The organism is Pseudomonas sp. RA_105y_Pfl2_P56, from assembly GCF_963970845.1.
Classification (GTDB): Bacteria; Pseudomonadota; Gammaproteobacteria; order Pseudomonadales; family Pseudomonadaceae; genus Aquipseudomonas; species Aquipseudomonas baetica_A.
On sequence record NZ_CAXAPL010000010.1, the window covers coordinates 46,015 to 65,085 of the forward strand.

General features: G+C 61.5%; 17 protein-coding genes. 13 read left to right on the forward strand and 4 right to left on the reverse strand.

From position 1 onward, the window contains the following. Nucleotides 1-4 precede the first annotated feature (4 nt). The 13 genes from sctW (at nucleotide 5) to AACY11_RS09340 (ending at nucleotide 16,171) form a co-directional block, all read left to right on the forward strand. On the forward strand, nucleotides 5-1,114 hold the full coding sequence (sctW, locus tag AACY11_RS09280; protein ID WP_339494502.1) for a type III secretion system gatekeeper subunit SctW: 1,110 nt from the start codon (nucleotides 5-7) through the stop codon (nucleotides 1,112-1,114). Continuing rightward, the gene (gene sctV / locus AACY11_RS09285; protein WP_339494503.1) at nucleotides 1,111-3,204 is read left to right on the forward strand and encodes a type III secretion system export apparatus subunit SctV; all 2,094 of its coding nucleotides are present in this window, start codon (nucleotides 1,111-1,113) and stop codon (nucleotides 3,202-3,204) included. Before sctW ends, sctV begins: the two co-directional genes overlap by 4 nt. Before the next feature lie 12 nt (nucleotides 3,205-3,216). Next, nucleotides 3,217-4,164 carry an FHA domain-containing protein gene (locus AACY11_RS09290; protein ID WP_339464247.1) on the forward strand — a complete coding sequence of 316 codons (948 nt, stop codon included), beginning with the start codon at nucleotides 3,217-3,219 and terminating at the stop codon, nucleotides 4,162-4,164. After that, nucleotides 4,161-5,519, forward strand: coding sequence for a FliI/YscN family ATPase (locus AACY11_RS09295; RefSeq protein WP_445261478.1), 1,359 nt, complete (start codon nucleotides 4,161-4,163; stop codon nucleotides 5,517-5,519). Before AACY11_RS09290 ends, AACY11_RS09295 begins: the two co-directional genes overlap by 4 nt. Then, on the forward strand, nucleotides 5,506-5,970 hold the full coding sequence (locus AACY11_RS09300; protein WP_339494505.1) for a type III secretion protein: 465 nt from the start codon (nucleotides 5,506-5,508) through the stop codon (nucleotides 5,968-5,970). Before AACY11_RS09295 ends, AACY11_RS09300 begins: the two co-directional genes overlap by 14 nt. Further along, entirely contained in the window at nucleotides 5,967-6,515 is a 549-nt protein-coding gene (locus AACY11_RS09305; protein WP_339464249.1) for a type III secretion system HrpP C-terminal domain-containing protein, read from the forward strand. Before AACY11_RS09300 ends, AACY11_RS09305 begins: the two co-directional genes overlap by 4 nt. Before the next feature lies 1 nt (nucleotide 6,516). Beyond that, nucleotides 6,517-7,557: a FliM/FliN family flagellar motor switch protein gene (locus AACY11_RS09310; RefSeq protein WP_339494507.1), complete on the forward strand. Its 1,041-nt coding sequence runs from the start codon at nucleotides 6,517-6,519 to the stop codon at nucleotides 7,555-7,557. Then, a complete protein-coding gene (gene sctR, locus AACY11_RS09315; protein WP_339464251.1) occupies nucleotides 7,554-8,207 on the forward strand; it encodes a type III secretion system export apparatus subunit SctR in 654 nt (217 codons plus the stop codon). The genes AACY11_RS09310 and sctR overlap by 4 nt, the downstream gene beginning before the upstream one ends. A 7-nt stretch (nucleotides 8,208-8,214) precedes the next feature. Further along, nucleotides 8,215-8,475 (forward strand): type III secretion system export apparatus subunit SctS, encoded by a 261-nt coding sequence (sctS, locus tag AACY11_RS09320; protein WP_221729835.1) that lies wholly within the window; start codon nucleotides 8,215-8,217, stop codon nucleotides 8,473-8,475. Nucleotide 8,476: 1 nt separating this feature from the next. Continuing rightward, a complete protein-coding gene (sctT, locus tag AACY11_RS09325) occupies nucleotides 8,477-9,289 on the forward strand; it encodes a type III secretion system export apparatus subunit SctT (RefSeq protein WP_339494508.1) in 813 nt (270 codons plus the stop codon). After that, nucleotides 9,286-10,377 carry a type III secretion system export apparatus subunit SctU gene (sctU, locus tag AACY11_RS09330; RefSeq protein ID WP_339464253.1) on the forward strand — a complete coding sequence of 364 codons (1,092 nt, stop codon included), beginning with the start codon at nucleotides 9,286-9,288 and terminating at the stop codon, nucleotides 10,375-10,377. The genes sctT and sctU overlap by 4 nt, the downstream gene beginning before the upstream one ends. A 114-nt stretch (nucleotides 10,378-10,491) precedes the next feature. Continuing rightward, nucleotides 10,492-15,456 carry an AvrE-family type 3 secretion system effector gene (locus tag AACY11_RS09335; RefSeq protein WP_339494510.1) on the forward strand — a complete coding sequence of 1,655 codons (4,965 nt, stop codon included), beginning with the start codon at nucleotides 10,492-10,494 and terminating at the stop codon, nucleotides 15,454-15,456. Nucleotides 15,457-15,541: 85 nt separating this feature from the next. Further along, entirely contained in the window at nucleotides 15,542-16,171 is a 630-nt protein-coding gene (locus AACY11_RS09340; RefSeq protein ID WP_339494512.1) for an aspartyl/asparaginyl beta-hydroxylase domain-containing protein, read from the forward strand. A gap of 74 nt (nucleotides 16,172-16,245) precedes the next feature. On the opposite strand, the gene AACY11_RS09345 is transcribed toward AACY11_RS09340, so the two are convergent. From AACY11_RS09345 to AACY11_RS09360, 4 genes are all read right to left on the reverse strand, one after another. Continuing rightward, on the reverse strand, nucleotides 16,246-16,557 hold the full coding sequence (locus AACY11_RS09345) for an HrpW-specific chaperone (protein ID WP_339464256.1): 312 nt from the start codon (nucleotides 16,555-16,557) through the stop codon (nucleotides 16,246-16,248). 1 nt (nucleotide 16,558) lies between these two features. Then, entirely contained in the window at nucleotides 16,559-17,935 is a 1,377-nt protein-coding gene (locus tag AACY11_RS09350; RefSeq protein WP_339494513.1) for a pectate lyase, read from the reverse strand. A 124-nt stretch (nucleotides 17,936-18,059) separates the two neighbouring features. Then, nucleotides 18,060-18,458: a type III secretion system chaperone gene (locus AACY11_RS09355; RefSeq protein ID WP_339494514.1), complete on the reverse strand. Its 399-nt coding sequence runs from the start codon at nucleotides 18,456-18,458 to the stop codon at nucleotides 18,060-18,062. 97 nt (nucleotides 18,459-18,555) lie between these two features. After that, entirely contained in the window at nucleotides 18,556-18,966 is a 411-nt protein-coding gene (locus tag AACY11_RS09360; protein ID WP_339494515.1) for a negative regulator of hrp expression HrpV, read from the reverse strand. Nucleotides 18,967-19,071: the final 105 nt, after the last annotated feature.

Genomic DNA, 19,071 nt, shown 5'->3' on the forward strand with positions numbered 1-19,071 from the left:
CTCCATGAAAGTATCCAACTACAACGATGCCCTGCCCCTGGATTTGCTGCCGCGTCCTTTGCCCGGCACGGAAACGTCGTCGACCGTGGCCAAAAATCCTCTGATTGATTCCATGGAAGAAGTGGCGCTGAAGTTCAGCGAGAGCATCGAACGCCACAGCAAAAGCCTGGACGAACGCCATATCAGCGACGCGACCCGAGGACAGCGGGTCGAGCGCATCGAAAAGCTCGTTGAGCTTTATCGCCTGCTTGATCACACCGACCAGCCGAGCCTCGAACAACAGGCCCGCCGCATGCAGCAGCAGTTGCAGCAACAGCCGTCGCTGCAGACGGCCCTGAACCTGGCGGACAACGATCCGGCGCGCGCCGATATTCTGCTGCAGCAGGCGATGCACCTGGCTCTCGGTGAAGGTCATGAGGCCCAAGCGCAGAGCACCCGAGACCTGATCGACGAGTTAAGGTTGGTGCACGGCGATAAAATCCGTGCCGGGTTCAACACGGCCAGTGCCATCGCCCTGTTCAGCCGTGATCCACAGCAACGCGCGGCCATGCGTCAGCTGTATTACAAGGCGATTATTGGTCAACAACCCTTGGCCAGTCTGCTCGAAGCCCTGCTCGAACACTTCAGCGAGGAACAGTTCTCCCGGGGGTTGCGTACCCTGCAGCGCGCGCTGGCCGACGATATCGCCGCCCTTTCGCCGTCCCTGCCCGGCGCAGTACTGGGCTCGATGCTGCGTGGATTGGGCTCCTGCGGGCAGCTCAACAACATGATCAAGGCGTGTCACGACCTGTTGCAACGCTTGAGCCAGCAACAGCGGCGCGACAGCATGACGCCCCTGGCCATGAGCAAACGCCTGCTGCGCTTTTGCGCCACCGGCTTTTTCGCCCGCGACCTGACCCTGCTCAGCGATGACACCCTGAGCAATGCAGCGCACTTGCAGCCGCTGTACTTCAATGGCTTGTATCCACTGCTGCAAAACCTGCCACTGGTGCTGTGGAAGGATCTAAAGACTCGGCAAAACGGCCTGCGCCTGCTGCATAACCTGATGGATCAACTCGCCCGGCAAGAACGTCAGGCCCTGGGGCTGGCCGAACCAGGGCGGGGCCTGCAATGAATCGCCTGATTCACAGCCTCAACCGCCTGGCACTCGCGGTGATGCGCCGTACCGAGATCGTCGGCGCGGTCATGGTCATGGCCATCGTGTTCATGATGATCCTGCCGCTGCCCACGGCGTTGGTGGATGTGCTGATTGCCCTGAACATCTGCATCTCGTCGTTGCTGATCGTTCTGGCCATGTACCTGCCGCGGCCGCTGGCGTTCTCGACATTTCCTGCGGTGCTGCTGCTGACCACCATGTTCCGGTTGGCGCTGTCGATCGCCACGACCCGTTTGATCCTGCTGCAACAGGATGCCGGGCACATCGTCGAGGCGTTTGGCAGCTTTGTGGTGGGCGGCAATCTGGCAGTGGGTCTGGTGATTTTCCTGATCCTGACGATCGTCAACTTTCTGGTGATCACCAAGGGCTCCGAACGCGTGGCCGAAGTCGCGGCACGTTTCACGCTGGACGCCATGCCCGGTAAACAGATGTCCATCGACAGCGATCTGCGCGCCAACCTGATCAACGTCCGCGAGGCTCGCCAGCGTCGCGAGCAGTTGTCCAAGGAGAGCCAGTTATTCGGCGCCATGGACGGTGCGATGAAGTTCGTCAAAGGCGATGCCATCGCCGGCCTGGTGATCGTCTTCATCAACTTGATTGGCGGTTTCTCCATCGGTGTCCTGCAAAACGACATGCAGCCCGCGCAAGCCATGCACCTGTATTCGGTGCTAACCATCGGCGACGGCCTGATCGCTCAAATTCCGGCGCTGCTGATTTCTCTCACCGCCGGCATGATCATCACCCGCGTAGCCCCGGACAGTCAGGCCGGTGACGCCAACATCGGTCATGAAATCGCCGAACAGTTGACCAGCCAACCCAAGGCCTGGGTGTTTTCCTCGATCGGCATGCTCGGCTTTGCGGCGATCCCCGGCATGCCCAGCGTGGTGTTCATCAGTATCAGCATGATCTGTCTGTTCAGCGGTTTGATCCAGTTGTGGCGCATCCGCCAGAAACAGATCCTCCAGGACCACGACGGCGCCGCGCGCAACGGCGCACCAGAGCTCAATGGCCGCGAAGACATCCGGCGTTTCAACCCGTCCCGGGCCTATCTGTTGCAGTTTCATCCCAGCCACAAAGACAGCGTGGCGCTGGAGCGACTGCTGCACGGCATTCGCCAGCGACGCAACACGCTGGTGCACCGTTTCGGGCTGACACTGCCCTCCTTCGACCTGGAGTTTTGCGAGGACTGTGGCGAAGACGAATTGCGTTTTTGCGTCTACGAAGTGCCGCTGATCCGCGCCACCTGGAGCGATAGCCGAATGGCTGTGCACCTGCGCCAATGCGGCGAACTGCATGACGGTGAGCCGGGACTGGCAGAGCGTGATGAAACCGAGTGGGTGTGGTTCGCGCCCGACCACGCCTTGCTGCGCATGAGCAGCGTGGAGCCGGTCAGTGCCGAGGACCTGATTCTGGAACGCATGGACCGCGCCTTCCAGGCGACTGGTCCGAAATTCATCGGTTTGCAGGAAAGCAAAGCGATCCTCAGTTGGCTCGAAAGCGAACAGCCGGAGCTTGCCCAGGAACTGCAACGCACCCTGCCGCTGGCGCGTTTTGCCGCGGTGTTGCAGCGCCTGTCCGCCGAACTGGTATCGCTGCGCTCGGTGCGCCCCATTGCCGAGACACTGATCGAACAGGGCCAGCATGAGCGGGACCTGAACGCCCTCACCGATTACGTGCGCATCGCCCTCAAGGCGCAAATCTGCCACCAACACACCGAGCATGGCGCCCTCAACGCTTGGTTGGTCACGCCGGAAACCGAAGTCTTGCTGCGCGACGCCCTGCGCCAAGGCCAGAGCGAAGCCTGGTTTGCCCTTGAGCCGGAGGTGGGTAATGCCTTGCTCCAACAATTGAGCGCGGCGTTCCCGCTGCGCGCCAGCCCGGCACCGGTGCTGCTGGTGGCCCAGGACCTGCGCAGCCCGCTGCATGGGCTGCTCAGAGAACAATTCAACCATGTTCCAGTGCTGTCCTTCGCCGAGTTGCTGTCCTCGGTGCAAGTGCAGGTGCTGGGACGCGTTGATCTGCAAGAAGCCCATGACCTGCTGGCCTGACGGAGTTGTGCGATGAAACCGGACATGATGTATGAACTGCGCGTGCTCACCGGCCTGCACCGTGGGGCGGCGCTGCCATTGAACGGTGGCGAATGGTCGATCGGCTCTGCAGTGGGCGCCGATCTGGCGTTGTACGACCCTGGCATCAAGGATCGCCACTGCCTGCTGCGGCTGGTCGACGACACCTGGTCACTGGCGCGCAAAGATGGCCCGGTGACCGACAGCGAGGGGCACAAGGTTGACGCCATCGCCACGTTGCAACCGGGAACACCGTTCGCCCTCAACGGCGTATGGCTGTCGGTGGTCAGCGCCAACACCGAGTGGCCGCAAGATCAGGACGACGACGCGCACGGTCCACACGCCGAACCCGTTGAAACAACGTTGCCGCCAATGAATGCCGAGCGCGACGAAGCAATGCCCGCAACGCCAGCGCCATCACGCTCACTGTTGGGCCCGGCATTGGTTGCAGGATCTGTGCTGCTGTTTCTCGTGGCGTTGTTCTGGGGCGTGAATTCCGGGGTTTCAAATTCGACACCTGTCCCGGTGCCCGTGCCCACCCGCACGCCGCTCAAGGACGCCGCCCAGGTGCGTGAGGTCTTGGAGCGCATGCTCACCGAACGCGAGTTGCAGGGCCGCATCCGCCTGGTCGAGCAACCGGGCAAAATCCTCCTCAAGGGACGCTTTGACGAGGACGATCTACTGCAATTGACCGAACGCATGTTGTTGCGTTTCGAGCAACAGTACCGCAGCCCGATACCGGTGCTCAGCGACTTGCCCGAAGCCACACCTCTGCTGCCGTTCAGCATTGTCCAGATCAGCCTGGCGCGGTTGCCCAACGTGCTCACCAGCGATGGTCGCCGCGTGTTCCTCGGCGACGAAGTGGCCGGCGTGCGACTGGTGGGCATCAGCGAACATCAGGTGGTGTTCGAAGGCGATCAGCGCATCGAGGTGAGCTGGTGATCCAGGCAGCCATCGCGCAATTACAGGATTGGTGCGGCGGGCACCAGCAACGCCTGGCGAACTGCGCGCCGGTGTCCATCCATGGGCGCATCGCCGGGGTGAACGGCATTCTTCTGCACAGTCGCATGCCCCGCGCGCGAATCGGTGACCTGTGCCAGATCCAGCGCGCCGACGGCAATCAGGTGATGGCCGAAATCGTCGGCTTCGACCGTGAACACACCTTATTGGCAGCCCTTGGAGCACTCGACGGCATCGCCATCGGCGCGCGGGTCACGCCGTTGTTCCAGCCGCACAGCCTGTTGGTGGGCGAGCACCTGCTGGGCTGCGTACTCGACGGTTTTGGCCGCGCCCTCAACGGCGAAGGCCCCGAAGCCTTCGCGGCGGCCGGATCGGTGGGGGCTTTGCCGGTGATCCGCGATGCACCAGCGGCCAGCGAGCGCCCGCGAATCGAGGCACCGCTGGCCACTGGGCTGCGCGCAATCGACGGTTTGCTGACCCTGGGCGAAGGCCAGCGCGTGGGGATCTTCGCCGGCGCCGGGTGTGGCAAAACCACCTTGCTCGCCGAACTGGCCCGCAACACCCCGTGCCAGGCCATTGTGTTTGGTCTGATCGGCGAACGGGGTCGGGAACTGCGCGAGTTTCTTGACCATGAACTGGACGAAGAACTGCGCAGCCGCACCGTACTGGTCTGCGCCACGTCCGATCGCAGCAGCATGGAACGCGCCCGAGCCGCGTTCACGGCCACGGCGATTGCCGAAGGTTTTCGCCAGCAGGGCAAATCGACGTTGCTGATCATCGACTCGCTGACCCGGTTCGCCCGTGCCCAGCGAGAAATCGGCCTGGCCAGCGGCGAGCCGGCCGGTCGTGGCGGCCTGCCGCCTTCGGTCTACAGCCTGCTGCCACGTTTGGTGGAACGCGCAGGACGCACCCAAAGCGGTGTCATCACGGCCCTGTATTCAGTGCTGATTGAGCAGGACTCGATGAATGACCCGGTGGCCGATGAAGTGCGCTCGCTGCTTGACGGCCACATCGTGTTGTCGCGACGCCTGGCTGAGCGTGGCCATTACCCGGCGGTGGACATCCTCGCCAGCCTGAGCCGAACCATGAGCCAGGTGGTGGGAACCGAACAGCAACAAGGGGCCACACAGTTACGCCGGCTGATGGCGGCCTATCAGCAAGTGGAAATGCTCATCAAGTTGGGCGAGTACCAGCCTGGCAATGACCCGCTGACCGATTGCGCCGTGGACGCTCGCGCACGGATCGAAGCCTTTCTGCAGCAATCGCTGCGCGATCCGGTGCCGCTCGATGAAACCCTGGACCACCTTCTACAGGTAACCGCTCATGCCCCAGTCTGATACCGATTCCCCGTCACCGGCCAATGATTCGATGGCCAACAACCTGACGGCGACGCTCGATGTGCTGACGCCGATCCGCCGCCATCGGCTGACCATGGCCGAACAGGCCTGGCAGCGTCAACGCTCGGTGCTCAAGGCCCTGCACACAAGCCTGGAACAACTGACGAAGGAGCTTGAACAACGGCGCGAACAGCATGGCCTGGCGCGCCTGGAACAGCGCGATGCCCACATCAATCGTCGTCTGCCGCTCAACGAGATGAACCAATGGCTAACCGGCGAGCAGCAAGCCCTGCGCCAAATCGAGCGCTTGGAGCAGCGCTACAAAGCGTTGCAGGAAGAATGCCGGCAACAGCAGCAATGGACTGAGGACAGCGAACGGCAACTGCATCGCCGCCAACGTGACGTGGAAAAACTCGACTACTTGCGCGACCTCGCCCAGGAGGCTTCATGAACCCGCGTCACGCCACGCTCAAGGCGCCACCGCGCCCGCCGGAAGCACCCCGACCGCGTCAGGAGACGGTCTCGGCGTGGCCAGTCAGATCCGAGCGCCGTCACGACCTGCGCGGTGAAACCCGTGACGAGAGTGAGCAGTTCGAGCAACTGCTGCAAACGTTCGACAACCTGGCCCCGTCACTGATGGCCGACGTCGGCGGGAGCGGGTTTCAGGATCCGCAGCAACACCCTGATTCGTCTTCACAAGGCGCCGCTGTGACACCGGAACCAAGCACCCTCGCGTTATGGGAGACCTTGCTGGCCCGACTGGAACAGCACTTGGATGAGCTGCAGCCCGGCGTCCTTGAAGCGCACCTGGAACTGCCGAACCTTGGCACGGTAAAGGTCAATGTGACACCTCGGGGGACGACGCTGGAAATCGCGGTGCATATGGCCCGCGAGGCGTGGCGCCAAGTCGAGCCTCAGCAGCAAGCCAGCGCCGCATGGCTGGCACAGCAATTGGGCCGCACGGTGCGCTTGAGCCTGCACCGCGAGGACGATTGAAGTGAATGCTCAAGCATTGCGCCTGCGCAGCCTGTCACAGGCCGAGGCCTCGGTGCGCGAACGTGTGGGCGCGGGTCTGAGCTTGCACCTGTCGCAGCCATCGCCCGCCACCCTGACCCTGCGCCTGGCGCCACGGCCCTTTCACACTCCGCCCGCCACGGCCTTCGAATCAGCCTGCGGTCTGCTCTGGCTCGATGCCGCCGGGCCGCTGCTGAGCGAGCTTTCCTCATGCCCGGCAATCCTCGCCGATCCGATGACGGCCACAACGGACTGCCCTTGGTATTGGCCGCTGTACAACCAATATCTGGCGCCCGAACTGCAAGTCGCATTGAGCCCGCTGCATGCCGTGGCAACGGCGCCCGCGCCAGGGCTGGACTGTTTGCTGGAACTGCACCGCACCGCAGCGGGCGCGCACATCAGTCGCTTGCGAATCGCCGCCGACACCCTGCTGCGCTGGCTCGACCATGGCCCGTGGCGAGCCTCCCGGGCCAGCACCGGCGATCGGGACTGGCCGGTGTCCTTGCCGTTGCTGCTGGGCCATTGCGCTTTGAGCCGAGGCGAACTGCTCACCCTGCGAGCGGGGGACGTTTTGCTCATTCCCCAACCGCTGTTTACCGCCCAAGGGCTGGGCAGCCTGCAAGTCGGCGCCTGCCGCCTGCACCTGCGCCAGCAAGCGGCAACCGCCCTGCACTTCACACTCACCGAACTGGAAGATTTGCCGATGAATGCCTCCCTCGATCACTTTGCCCTTGGCGATCATGAGCCGCTCAACGAGGTCGACGCGTCGACGCTAGCGGTTGATGACACGGCCAGCGAACGCTTCGACGATCTGCCGGTGGCGCTGACCCTGCGAGCCGGCAGCCTCAACCTGAGCCTCGGCCAGCTACGCAGCCTCAGCGTCGGCTCGGTCTTGCGCTTTAGCGGTTGCACGCCGGGTCAGGCCATGTTGTGCCAGGGCGAACTCGTTTTGGCTCAAGGTGAACTGGTGGACATCGAAGGTCGGCTGGGCTTGCAAATTACCCGCCTGGAGCTGCGCCCGTGAATGTGCAGGACGTTGATCCGCTGACGCTGGCCCTCTTCCTGGGCGCACTGTCGCTGGTGCCTTTATTGATGATGATCTGCACCGCGTTCCTGAAGATTTCCATGGTGCTGCTGATTACCCGCAACGCCATCGGCGTGCAGCAGGCGCCGCCGAACATGGCGCTGTACGGCATCGCGTTGGCGGCAACGCTGTTCATCATGGCGCCCGTGTTCAACGACATGGGTCAGCGCTTTCGCGAAATGCCGCAGCGTCTGGACAATTTCACCGCCATGCAAACCGCCGGCACGCAAGTGCTGGAACCCCTTCGCCACTTCATGGCACGCAATGTCGACCCGGACATCCAGACCCATCTTCTGGAGAACACTCAACGAATGTGGCCGGCGGCAATGGCAGCCAAGGCCAGCCGCGACGACTTGCTGCTGATCGTCCCGGCGTTTGTGCTGTCGGAATTGCAGGCCGGTTTCCAGATCGGCTTTCTGATCTACGTGCCCTTTATCGTGATCGACCTGATCGTCTCCAACATTCTGTTGGCGCTGGGTATGCAGATGGTGGCGCCGATGACCATTTCCCTGCCCCTGAAAATCCTCCTGTTCGTCCTCGTCGATGGCTGGACACGGCTGCTCGACGGCCTCTTCTATAGCTACCTGTGAGGGCAACATGGACACATTGACGCTGTTCAAACAAGCCATGTTGCTCGTGGTGGTCCTGTCGGCGCCGCCACTGATCGTCGCGGTGATCGTCGGCGTGCTGACGTCTTTGCTGCAAGCGGTGATGCAGTTGCAGGACCAGACCCTGCCCTTTGCCATCAAGCTGGTGGCGGTGGGCATTGCACTGGCCCTGACCGGACGCTGGATTGGCGTCGAGTTGATGCAACTGGCCAACCTGGCGTTCGGCATGATCGCGCAGACGAGGGCTTGAGATGTTCGGGCCGGCGTTCAACGAAGTGTCCCAATCCATTCTCGCCCTGACCTTGGGCATGGCTCGTCTTTATCCGTGCCTGTTCCTGGTGCCGGCGTTCGCCTTTCGCGAGATCAAAGGCATGCTGCGCCACGCCATCGTGCTCGCGCTGGCACTGGTGCCGATGCCGGGGATTCGCGCCAGCCTGGCGGGGCATGATCTGGGTTGGATCGATCTTGGCGGGCTGATACTCAAAGAGAGCGTGATCGGCCTGTTGCTTGGGCTGCTGCTGGCGATGCCGTTCTGGATGTTCGAGTCCATTGGTTGCCTGTTCGACAACCAGCGCGGCGCGCTGATCGGCGGTCAGATCAACCCGGCGCTGGGGGACAACACTTCCGAACTGGGGCACATGTTCAAACAACTGCTGATCCTGTTGTTGATCCTCGGTGGCGGTTATGCCGCCCTGACGCAGGTGATCTGGGACAGCTACGCCGTGTGGCCCGCCAACCACTGGTTGCCGATGCCCGCCACAGACGGGTGGGATCTTTATCTGAGGCTGCTCGCGAGCACCTTTCGCTGCATGGTTCTATACGCCGCACCGTTGGTGGGCCTGTTGCTGCTGATCGAGTTCGGCATGGCGATCCTCAGCCTGTACAGCCCGCAGTTGCAGGTCTCGACTTTGGCGATGCCGGCCAAGAGCCTGGTCGGCCTGGGCTTTCTGGTGCTCTATCTGCCGATGCTGTGTTGGCTTGGCCAGGGTCAATTGGCGCAACTGGCTGACTTCAAGCACCTGCTGCCGTTGTTGCTCAAGGCAACCCCTGGAGCCCTCCCATGAGCGAAAAAACCGAGCAGCCCACGCACAAGAAACTCGCCGACGCACGCAAAAAAGGTCAGGTCGGACAAAGTCAGGATGTGCCCAAACTGCTGATTTTCGGCGCGCTGCTGGAATTGATTCTGGGCCTGGCCGAGGGCGGTATCGAGCGACTCAAGGCGCTGATGAACCTGCCCTTGCAGCAGATGGACCGGCCCTTCGGCGCGGGCGTCGGCGAAGTGCTGACCAAGGCTGGCTGGGAGCTGTTGCTGTTCATGTTGCCCGTGCTGGGCATTGCCGTGGCCATGCGCCTGATGGGCGGCTGGGTGCAATTCGGGCCGCTGTTTGCGCCCGAGGCGCTGAAGCTGGATTTCGAGCGGCTCAACCCGCTCAATCAATTCAAGCAAATGTTCTCCTCGCGTCAGTTGTTCAACCTGCTCAACAGCCTGTGCAAGGCTGTGCTGATCGGCGTGGTTCTGTATCTGGTGCTGCCGCCGGCGCTGGGCGATCTGATCGGCCTGGCCAACAGTGACCTGAACACCTATTGGCACGCAATGATCGCTCTGTTCCACCGACTCTCGCGGATCTGCCTGGGGTTGTTGCTGGTGTTGGCGATCGTCGATTTCGCCTTGCAGAAATACTTCTTCATCAAGGGCCAGCGCATGAGCCACGAAGATGTGCGCAAGGAGTTCAAGCAGATGGAGGGCGACCCACACATGAAGTCGCACCGCAAGTCGCTGGCCCGAGAGATGCTCCAGCAACCGGCCGGCGCCACGCCTGCCAAAACGCCGGTGGAAGACGCCGATCTGCTGCTGGTGAATCCCACCCACTACGCCGTCGCCTTGTTCTATCGCCCCCAGCAGACACCGCTGCCGCGCATTATTGACAAGGGCCACGATGCCCACGCGCGGGAACTGATTGAGCGTGCGCGCAAGGCCGGCGTGCCCGTGATCCGCTATGTATGGCTGGCGCGCACGTTATACCGCAGCGAGGTCGGCCAATTCATCCCGCGCGAAACCCTGCAAGCGGTGGCGCAGGTCTATCGCCTGCTGCGCGAACTCGACGACCACGTTCAGTCGCAAACCATCGAAATGCCCGGCACGCCCTACTGAGACACGAAGGAACCAGGTGCAAGCGACGACCACTCAGGGCAAAGGAAATTTTCCTGAACGCCCAAGGCGGACCTAACGACCCCGCCGTGTCAGTTTCTGACCTGGAGTCCTGCTATGGAGTCATCGATTCAACGGGCCGCGTCGACGCCGCTGCCAATCATTTCCCAGACGACAAACAATGCTCAGGGGCTAGAGCAACAATCTCAGGCACCGACCCAGCGCAGCGGTCACTCCTTGCGCGATCTAGGCAGACGTTTCATGCATCTGGTCGGCCGTGTTCGCCAGGATACGCAGGCGACACCGCGGCAGTCCGCCGCCTCTTCGAGCAGCCGGCGCAATGTGGCGTCCCAGGCCAGCGCAGGGGCTAGCGAGCCCGCCGCCTCTTCCTCCACCGCCAGCAATGCGCCGCCGTCGCCAAGGCTGAGCCGCAGTCATGCCGCCCGTTTCAGTGCTCCGGGCGAGCGCGCTCAATCGAACGTGCCGGCCGAGAACAGTTCGGCGCATGTACGTCTGGATGACAAGGGGCAGCCGGACTTCGTCAATTTCACATCCACCGCTGTCGCGGACCTGCTGCGCAATGCCCTGACCCGATCCGGTCAGCACTTTCAGGCGGCGACGAGTAATGACAGTGGCGAGGATCATCTGCTGCTGGAGCCCCAAGGTCATTTGCTGCATGTAAAGCAGTCACCCTCGGCGGTCGTGGCGCTGCGCAGCAGCCAACCCGCAGGCCCGGTAGAAAACAACAGTGCGCCATCCTCCCTGGCCCTGCATGACCAGCAAGCCCGCGTGAGTAATGGCGGCGTTCTGGACACCATCGGGCGCAGCCATCTCGGGCACCTGACCGGTATCCATCAGGACAGCGACGGCCAGCCGTTACGGCTACACGACGAAAAACTCTACGAATTCGACCAAGCCAATGGCACCTGGCATACACCACCGGATCACGAACAGATCAAGTTCAGCCAGTTGTCGAGTCAAGGTAACGGCAAACTTTATGGGCAAACCGGCGACCACCTGGTGGATCTTTCCAGTGAAGGCGTACTGCCTATCGAGGTGCCGGGCCTGAAAGCGTTTTCCGTCAGCGCCGATCAGCACGTCGCCACCTTGAGTGGCGATCAGCGCCAGACGCTGCAGTTGTTCGACCTCAATCAAGGCGCGTCGACGTCCAGCCACACCAAAACCCTTGAACTGAACGGCGGCACTGCCGAGCCCAAACACATCGGCATGAGCCCTGAGCGCTTGTTCATCAGCGATACCGAGGGCCGTTTGTACAGCATCAAGCGTGCCGATCTCGCCCCCGATTCGCCAACCCTGCGATTGATGCCCGAGGAACACTTCCACCCTGAGGGCGAACGTCTGGGTGGTAAACATCAGGTCAGCGGTTTCCTCCATGGCGATCAGGGTGATTTGCAGGTTTTGCTCAGCGATCGCACCGGCCAGACCCACTCCCATCAAATCGACGAGCCGGAGTTACGGCTCAACAATGGCTGGAATCTCAGCGACGCACTGGTGCTGGACAACAAGCGCGGCATTCCCGGCAGCACGCCGCCGACGCCGGCCCAGACGTTTGACCTCGACCGTTTGGGCCGTGTCGGCCTTAGCGATCAACGCATCCAGCGCTGGGACTCGACCAGCCAGGACTGGAAAGACACGGGCATCAAGGATGTCACGCATCTGCAACGCGGCATCGACAGCAAGGCCTACCTGCTGCAAGACGGGCAACTGAAAAAGCTCGACGTCAGCCCGAACTACAACCCGGTAACCGTGGGCAGCAGCCACACCCTGAATCAGCCGCCACGCTCGACCAAAGTGGCCCTCGGTGAACCTGTGCCCGGTCTCGAAGACCGGCAAGTCACCGCGTTCGCGATGCTCAACGACAAACAGTTCGTGGCCCTCGATACCAACGAGCGCCTGTCCGTTCACCACCCCGACGGCACCGCCAGCGATTTGAGCCAAATCGACCTGGAAGGCAGCGTGGCCTCCCTGGCGCTGGACGAAAACCACAACCTGCATGCCCTGACCACTGACGGCAAACTGTTCACGATGGCCAAAGACGATTGGCAGGCGCGCCCTGACCAACCGCGCCCCGAGGCAGCGTGGAAACCTCTGCCACTGCCTGCCGGACACCAGGTCCACAGCATCCGCACCGGCGATGACAACCGCCTGAACGTGACGCTCAAGAACGACGACAATCACTCGCAGATGCAGCTCAAGGGCAAGACTTGGGAGCCATTGACGCCACGTCCGGCCGACCACAATGCCCTGAGTGAGTTGTTCTCGCGGGTCAGCGGTGGCGAGAAAACCGCGCGCATTCCAGGCACCGGGCTGACCGCACGCTTTACCGCCACCTTCATGGGCCGGGGCTCCATGGAAAACACCAACAGGCCCAGTACGGGCGAGTTCATCCGCGCCCACATCTTCAAGCCGACCATGGAACCTCCGCGGTTCATGAAGAACATCGGCAATCACATCCAGCATCACCATCATGGTCGCGAAGGATTGCGCCCGCTGTACGACTCCGAAGGCGATCTGTTCAAGGCGCTGGAGCTTCTCAACCATGACCAGGCACCCGCCGCCCCCGGCCGGGATCTCAAGTCACGGATCAGCCAGCTTGATCTCGGGCCACAAGGTGGCCAACTGTTGCAGGATCTCGAATCCCTGCGCAGTGAACTGGAAGACAACAGCCTGCGCGCCACACGACATTTGGGCCAGGAGCACGGCAAGTCGAAACTGCTGCACCAGAAAGAAGGCCTGCTGAACATCCACGGCGAACCGAACCCGCCGTCCAAACGCACGAAACTGCGCATGAAGCTGAGCAACCTGGGGGAAAAACTCAACATCGCCAGTGCCGGCCATGACCTGCTCAAGGAGGTGCAAGGCGCGCTCAGGCACGTCGCACCTTCGCAGCACAATCCTACCGGCACCCTGCTCAAGACCCTGCAAGACAAAGGCATGAAACTCTCTCACCAGAAGGCCGACATTCCCTTGGGCCAGCGCCGTGATGTCAGCGACGGCCAAGGGTTGACCAAGGCCCGGCTGGCCCTCGACGTGGTCACCATGAAGAATCTTGGTTTGCTGCTGGACAAGGCTGAAATGGTCAGTGCGCAGGGCGACAACAGCCGACAGTTGGCGCAATTGAAAACTGATCTGAGCCTCCTGCGCGACAAGACCTATGGCGAGCACCCGGTGAAGCAGATCACCGACATGGGCTTCACCGATCACGCCAACCTGGAAGCCTCCTACGATGGCATCAAGGCCTTCCTCAACGGTTTCAAGAAAGAAGACCACGCTACCAGCGTCAACCTGCGCGCAGCCACCGGCAGCAAAACCCAGGCGGAACTGGCGGACAAGCTCAAGTCGGCGCTCAAACAATTGGAGCATCCTGACGATGAAATCGCGCTGCAACGCAGTTACGGGCTCAATGTGAGCACGCCTTTCGTGTCGCTGGCCAACAAGGGCATGGGGCCTTGGCCCAGTGGCGCATTGGGTAGCGGGCGCAACTACAACCTCAATGCCGAGCGCGGTGAAAAGGGAGTGACGATCTATATGCAGCGCGAAGGTGCGGGCATCGCCAGTGCCGGCGTTGGTGGCGGCAAAGACTACTGGCCCGGGTTCTTCAAGGATGGCGAAGTGGACAAGTTCACCAAGGTCGATATCGGTAACGATCGGCTGCTGACGCCGGCCTTGCGCCTGGGTGTAGACGTTACGGGAACCGCGACCCGCACCCAACGCGACGGCGTGGTGTTCACCGTGCCTGACGAGGAGATCGATCACTTCGTCGATAACCTGTTCAGCGGGCAGTTGAGTCCACTTGATGTGATGAAAAAAGGTGTCGACCACGAAACCCAGAAAGGCTTGCGTTTGAACTTTGACGTCAATGCCAGCGCCACCGCCGAAATGCGCGTGGCCCTCGGCCTCACGGACAAAGACAGCTCGCCTCTGTCGGCAGCGACTCGATTGGGGGTGGGCGGTACGGTTAACGTCAATCTGCTCAACTACACCCATTACTCGGTGAACCAACACAGCAACACGGGCGAACTCCAGGAAAGCAGCCGCAACCGGCCTCGGGCGCTTAACAACTTGGGCGCTTCGGTGTTTGCCCGGGCGCAGCTCGCCGGCAGCAACACACAGGCCTCCAGCGCCTCGCAGGGCGTCGTAGCACCACTGGGTGGCGCTGCGGCGGTCTCGGTCGATAACAAAACCACAAAACGCGTCAAGTTCACCTTCAAGGAGGCCGAACCGCTGACCAGCGCCAACCTGAGCAAGCTGGGCGACAGCCTCGGCGCCGCCTTCAAGGACCCCGCTTCCCAGCAGACGGTGGCGCGTCTGAAAGATAGCAACCATGACGATTACGCCGGCCTTGGCGCCAAGGAAATACTGCACAAGCAACTGGCCGATCTGAACCGGCACTTTGCCGACAAACCGGCGGAAAACGACGAGCAATATGCGGCCCTCCGCGCCCTGAAACGCGCGGGAGTGCAGCAACAGGCCGCCGATGCCAAGCACAGCCTGCTCGACAGTGGTCGCTTCGAAAGCTCTTACACCAACCTTTCGCGTCTGAGCGAGCAAGGCATGGTGTCCAAAGTGATGAGCCTGGTCAGCCCAATGCACTCGCCAAGCAACGCCGAGCGGGTATCGACGTTGCTCGGCCAAGACCCGACCTTAAAGGCCTTGATCAAAGAGTTGCAAGGCACGCCGGGCACCCTGGCCAGGGTGCGGCTGGAACTCAAGGACTCGGTGCAGGACCGCGTCGATGAAGGCAGCCGCAAAGGCGACCTGTCACAGAAAGAACTGGCTGCGTTGCTCAGCGACCGCAACAACATGCGGATCAAGGCCATCACCGTGTTCCAGAGCGTCAGCCAGCCGGAGACCTTCTCCTCGCCACTGCCCTTGGTCAGTTACAACAGCAGTGCGTCAATCAACGTCAACAAGACCTTGGGCAAGATCAACTTCAGCTACGGCCAGGATCAGGATGCACCCAGGAACTACTTCCTTGATGGCGAACTTTCAAGGCCTTCGGCACCACTCAAGGCCGCAGTGGACGCCTTGAAAACAGATGGCTTGGAACTCAAGCGCTAAGCCCGCTGACACTTTTGGCGTGGCCCGCGCGGCCACGCCTTTTTTCCGCTCTCGCGGCCAGGTACCAAGCTTTCAAGGAGGCTACATGCGCCCTGCGTTTTATCCCCTCAACGAATTTCCACGGCTGGCCGAACTGGCCGCCCAGTGGCCGCTGATGCATCAGGAACTGTTGGCGTTACAGGCGCCGGTGCTCGACATCGATCGCACTGACAAACCCCATGAGCAGATTCATCACGAGGTCACGGCGCACCTGCAACAAGGCGGCCGGTATGGCTGGCTCAAAGGCTGGGGCGAAGCCGGTGGTAACCGCGACTGGGTGCAATACCCGCTGGTGTTTCGCGATCAGGCATTGGCACCGGCCCGCGCCGCACTGCCTCAGACCCTTGCACTGCTTGACGCCGTGCGCGGGCTCAAGGTCGCCGCCCTCGCACGGCTCGCCCCCCACGCCTGGCTGAGCACCCACCGCCACCCGGAGGTCGGTGAGGAAGGCTTGCTGCAAATGCACCTGACCCTCGAAGCCGCATGCGAGCGCAATTACGCGTACTTGAACGTTGCCGGCGAATTTCATCAGCACCATTGCGGCGCCGCCGCGATCTTCGACGGCTCGCAGGATCATTTCGTGGTCAATGCCAGCGATGCACCTCGATCCATCCTCTACCTGGAGTTCCAGCAAGCCAGACTGCACAAGGTGCCCGCCAACCCAGCGAACGCCTGACGCGGGTCGAACCCATAAAAAACGGGCGCCTGTCAGCAGGCGCCCGTTTTTTTACAGCGTGTGGTGCTGCCCCCTTAACGCCGTTCGTTCGCTTCCAGCAAACACTCGGCCAGTAATCGGACAATCCAGTAAGCGGTCAGCCCAGCGGCTTGCTGCAGTTGATCGTGACCGGCGTCCGCCTGGAAATCCCGTTCCAGACGGTCGATGTAACGTGGCAGGTGGAAGCGTTCAGCGCTGCGCCCCGCAGGTTTGTCCAAAGTCGCCTGCAAGCGCTGGCTGATCAACGCGATAGCCTGTTCGAAGGCCTGGCGCTGACTCGCATCGAGTTCGCCGCTGCCCTGCACCAGCGCTTTCCAGCCACCGCTGGGCGATTGCTGCGCGCTCATCTCAGACCTCCTGATGACGGGTCGATTCAGGCAGCTTGCTGTAAGCGTTCTGGACATTGTTCAGATCGATATTGTGGGTGGTGAGGTTCAGCCCCTCGCTGTCGCTTTTGACGAATGAGAACTTGCCATTCTCGGCGCTGACGTTGCTCAGGTTGAGATTCCAGTTGCCCTGCTGACCGCCATTGGTACGCATGAACGTGCCGAAGTCTTTCGCCTTGAAGTTATCGACATTGACATTGGCGTCCGCATTCAACTGGAAGATCTTGTCTGCCGCGCCTTGGGCGCTGCTGTTGGTGATGTTCAGGTTAGTCACCTTGGCCCCGCCGTCCTTCACCGTCAACGCGTCTTCACCGACGTTTGTCCAATGCACGTTGTCGACGTTCACCGCTTGCTCGCCAGCGGATTTGACGTGGACACCGTCGGCACCGTTGTCACCGATCACCACGTTTTTCAGGGTGGCGCCCTCAGCCAGTTCGAACAGCGGTTTCTGCGACTCACCCTGCCCACCGTCGCCCAGGGCCGCACCGGCGGTGAAGGTTTTGCCGCCGCCGTCAAACACCTCGCCCGGCCCCACTTTGATGGTGCTGTTGACCACGGTCGGGTTACTTGAGGCCGTGGGGAACGACACCGGTGCTGCCCCCGAATTATCCAGCGTCGGCAGCTCAGTAGCGGGGGCGCCCTCTTCCGGACTCAGGCTGGAGTCCGGGACCGGCGCCAGCGCATTGTTGCTCGCCACGGGTTGGCTGCCCTTGTTGGACGTGGTGTCGCCACCGCCGTGCGGTGTACCGAAGGTCTGCGGATGGCTATCCATGAACTGCGCGATCATCTCCAGCACCGCCTTGAGACGCTCATCCCCGGACACCTGACCGCCGCCATCGGCAGTCGGGCTGATCGCGCTATTGAGCGAGCCATCGCCCAGACTTTTCATCAGGGTGTTCACCAGGTCTTCAGGGTTTGCACTACCTCCCACACCCTGAGTGCCGCCCACGCCTTTGCCCTGTGTGCTATCCCCCCCTTGAGCGCTGTCGCCACCGAGGAGCTTTTCGAACAGCGCCATCAGCACCTGCGTGAGCAACTCTTTGGCCGAATCGCCACCACTGCCATCGACGGCAGGCTGGCCGTCCTTGCCCTGCGTGCTGGCGCCCGCGCCCTGCAATTTGTGCAGCAGGTCATCTCCCGCACTCTGCCCGGAGGCGCTGGCGTCTTTGCCGCTGGAAGCGCCCAACAGCATTTCGGCCAGCATCGCGGCCAGCTCCTTTAACCCGGAGGAACCCGAAGGTGCGCTCTGCCCCGTGAGCGCGCCTGGCTCAAGGGCCAGAGCGCCCACCGATCCGTTCTGTGTCAACCCTGAAAACACTTTCATATCCATCATCTGCATCGCACCCCACAGGCAAGAATGTCCGAATCGCAGCCCAATGCTCCACGATCCACCGTGTCGCCCACGTCTTGGCGCGGGTTCACGGTGTCTGTGTGGCCGTCGTTTAACGTCGGTTCCTTCAGAGTCAATTGATCATCCGTGCCAGACTCAGGCGTGTTTCGCGGGCCTGGGCGATGAAGCCGTGCACCAGACTGCAAAAACTGTCTTCATCGAGTCGCTGTAATTCGCGCGTAGTGCAAAGGCGTACATCGCCCTGATCCAGCGCCAGCCAGCAGCCGCGCAAGGTCGCGACGTCGAAGTTCAGGGTGAGTAACCGTTGCAGTGCGTCGACGCCCGGTTGAACGGCGCCCAGACGACAATGAAAAACCACGGTGTCGCTGTGTTCCGGCAATTCGATGACAGCGGCCTGAACACGGTCACTGTCATATAACGCGCAAACACCGCGCTGGAAGGTAAGAGGCGTGCCCAATTGGCTGGCCAGTTGGGCAATTAGTCGCTGGATGATGGACTCGGGGGTCGCCATTGTTTTTCCTCAAGTTTATTTCGTCGGCCGCTGCCGACACGCAACATGAGTGGAAAAACAAGGACGAAGAGTTCCGTGCTGAATAGAAATACCGGGGTCAGTGCTTCAAACCGGCCAAGGACAAGAGTTGGCAAAGTAACGTCTGTAGTTGCTCTCCCTGATATTCAATGTTGAGTTCATGCCAAACCACGAAAGTGTGTTGGCTATCCAGGCAAATGTAGTAACCGTCGTAGGATTCAACATTTTCGAAACGGCGTTTAAGCGCTTCCGAAAACAGATCGGGACGTTGCGCCTGTCGCTGAATATTCAACGCCAGGCCCCAGCCCAGGCTCTCCTTGCGGCAAACGAACTCGATGCCCGGCGCCCATTGCCACACGCTGGCCTGCTTTTCGCCGATACGCATCAGGAAATCCTGCTGGTCACTACTTTGAAGAATCGTTTCAGTCATGCAGAGACACCGTACTGTATTCACCACCGCCATCACGCAGTGTGGGCGACCACCAGACATTCAACTCGCCATTATTGACGTCAAGTTGCTGACAATCACCTGAGCCACATGCAGTCCCAGGTATTAAAGTACAAGCGCTCAACAAAAGCAGACCCGCTGTCACAA

Bases quoted from the DNA above. Each gene is read 5' to 3' on its own strand.
- sctW (WP_339494502.1), top strand. From the start codon at position 5: ATGAAAGTATCCAACTACAACGATGCCCTGCCCCTGGATTTGCTGCCG.
- sctV (WP_339494503.1), top strand. From the start codon at position 1,111: ATGAATCGCCTGATTCACAGCCTCAACCGCCTGGCACTCGCGGTGATG.
- AACY11_RS09290 (WP_339464247.1), top strand. From the start codon at position 3,217: ATGAAACCGGACATGATGTATGAACTGCGCGTGCTCACCGGCCTGCAC.
- AACY11_RS09300 (WP_339494505.1), top strand. From the start codon at position 5,506: ATGCCCCAGTCTGATACCGATTCCCCGTCACCGGCCAATGATTCGATG.
- AACY11_RS09305 (WP_339464249.1), top strand. From the start codon at position 5,967: ATGAACCCGCGTCACGCCACGCTCAAGGCGCCACCGCGCCCGCCGGAA.
- sctS (WP_221729835.1), top strand. From the start codon at position 8,215: ATGGACACATTGACGCTGTTCAAACAAGCCATGTTGCTCGTGGTGGTC.
- sctT (WP_339494508.1), top strand. From the start codon at position 8,477: ATGTTCGGGCCGGCGTTCAACGAAGTGTCCCAATCCATTCTCGCCCTG.
- sctU (WP_339464253.1), top strand. From the start codon at position 9,286: ATGAGCGAAAAAACCGAGCAGCCCACGCACAAGAAACTCGCCGACGCA.
- AACY11_RS09335 (WP_339494510.1), top strand. From the start codon at position 10,492: ATGGAGTCATCGATTCAACGGGCCGCGTCGACGCCGCTGCCAATCATT.
- AACY11_RS09340 (WP_339494512.1), top strand. From the start codon at position 15,542: ATGCGCCCTGCGTTTTATCCCCTCAACGAATTTCCACGGCTGGCCGAA.
- AACY11_RS09345 (WP_339464256.1), bottom strand. From the start codon at position 16,557: ATGAGCGCGCAGCAATCGCCCAGCGGTGGCTGGAAAGCGCTGGTGCAG.
- AACY11_RS09350 (WP_339494513.1), bottom strand. From the start codon at position 17,935: ATGCAGATGATGGATATGAAAGTGTTTTCAGGGTTGACACAGAACGGA.
- AACY11_RS09355 (WP_339494514.1), bottom strand. From the start codon at position 18,458: ATGGCGACCCCCGAGTCCATCATCCAGCGACTAATTGCCCAACTGGCC.
- AACY11_RS09360 (WP_339494515.1), bottom strand. From the start codon at position 18,966: ATGTCTGGTGGTCGCCCACACTGCGTGATGGCGGTGGTGAATACAGTA.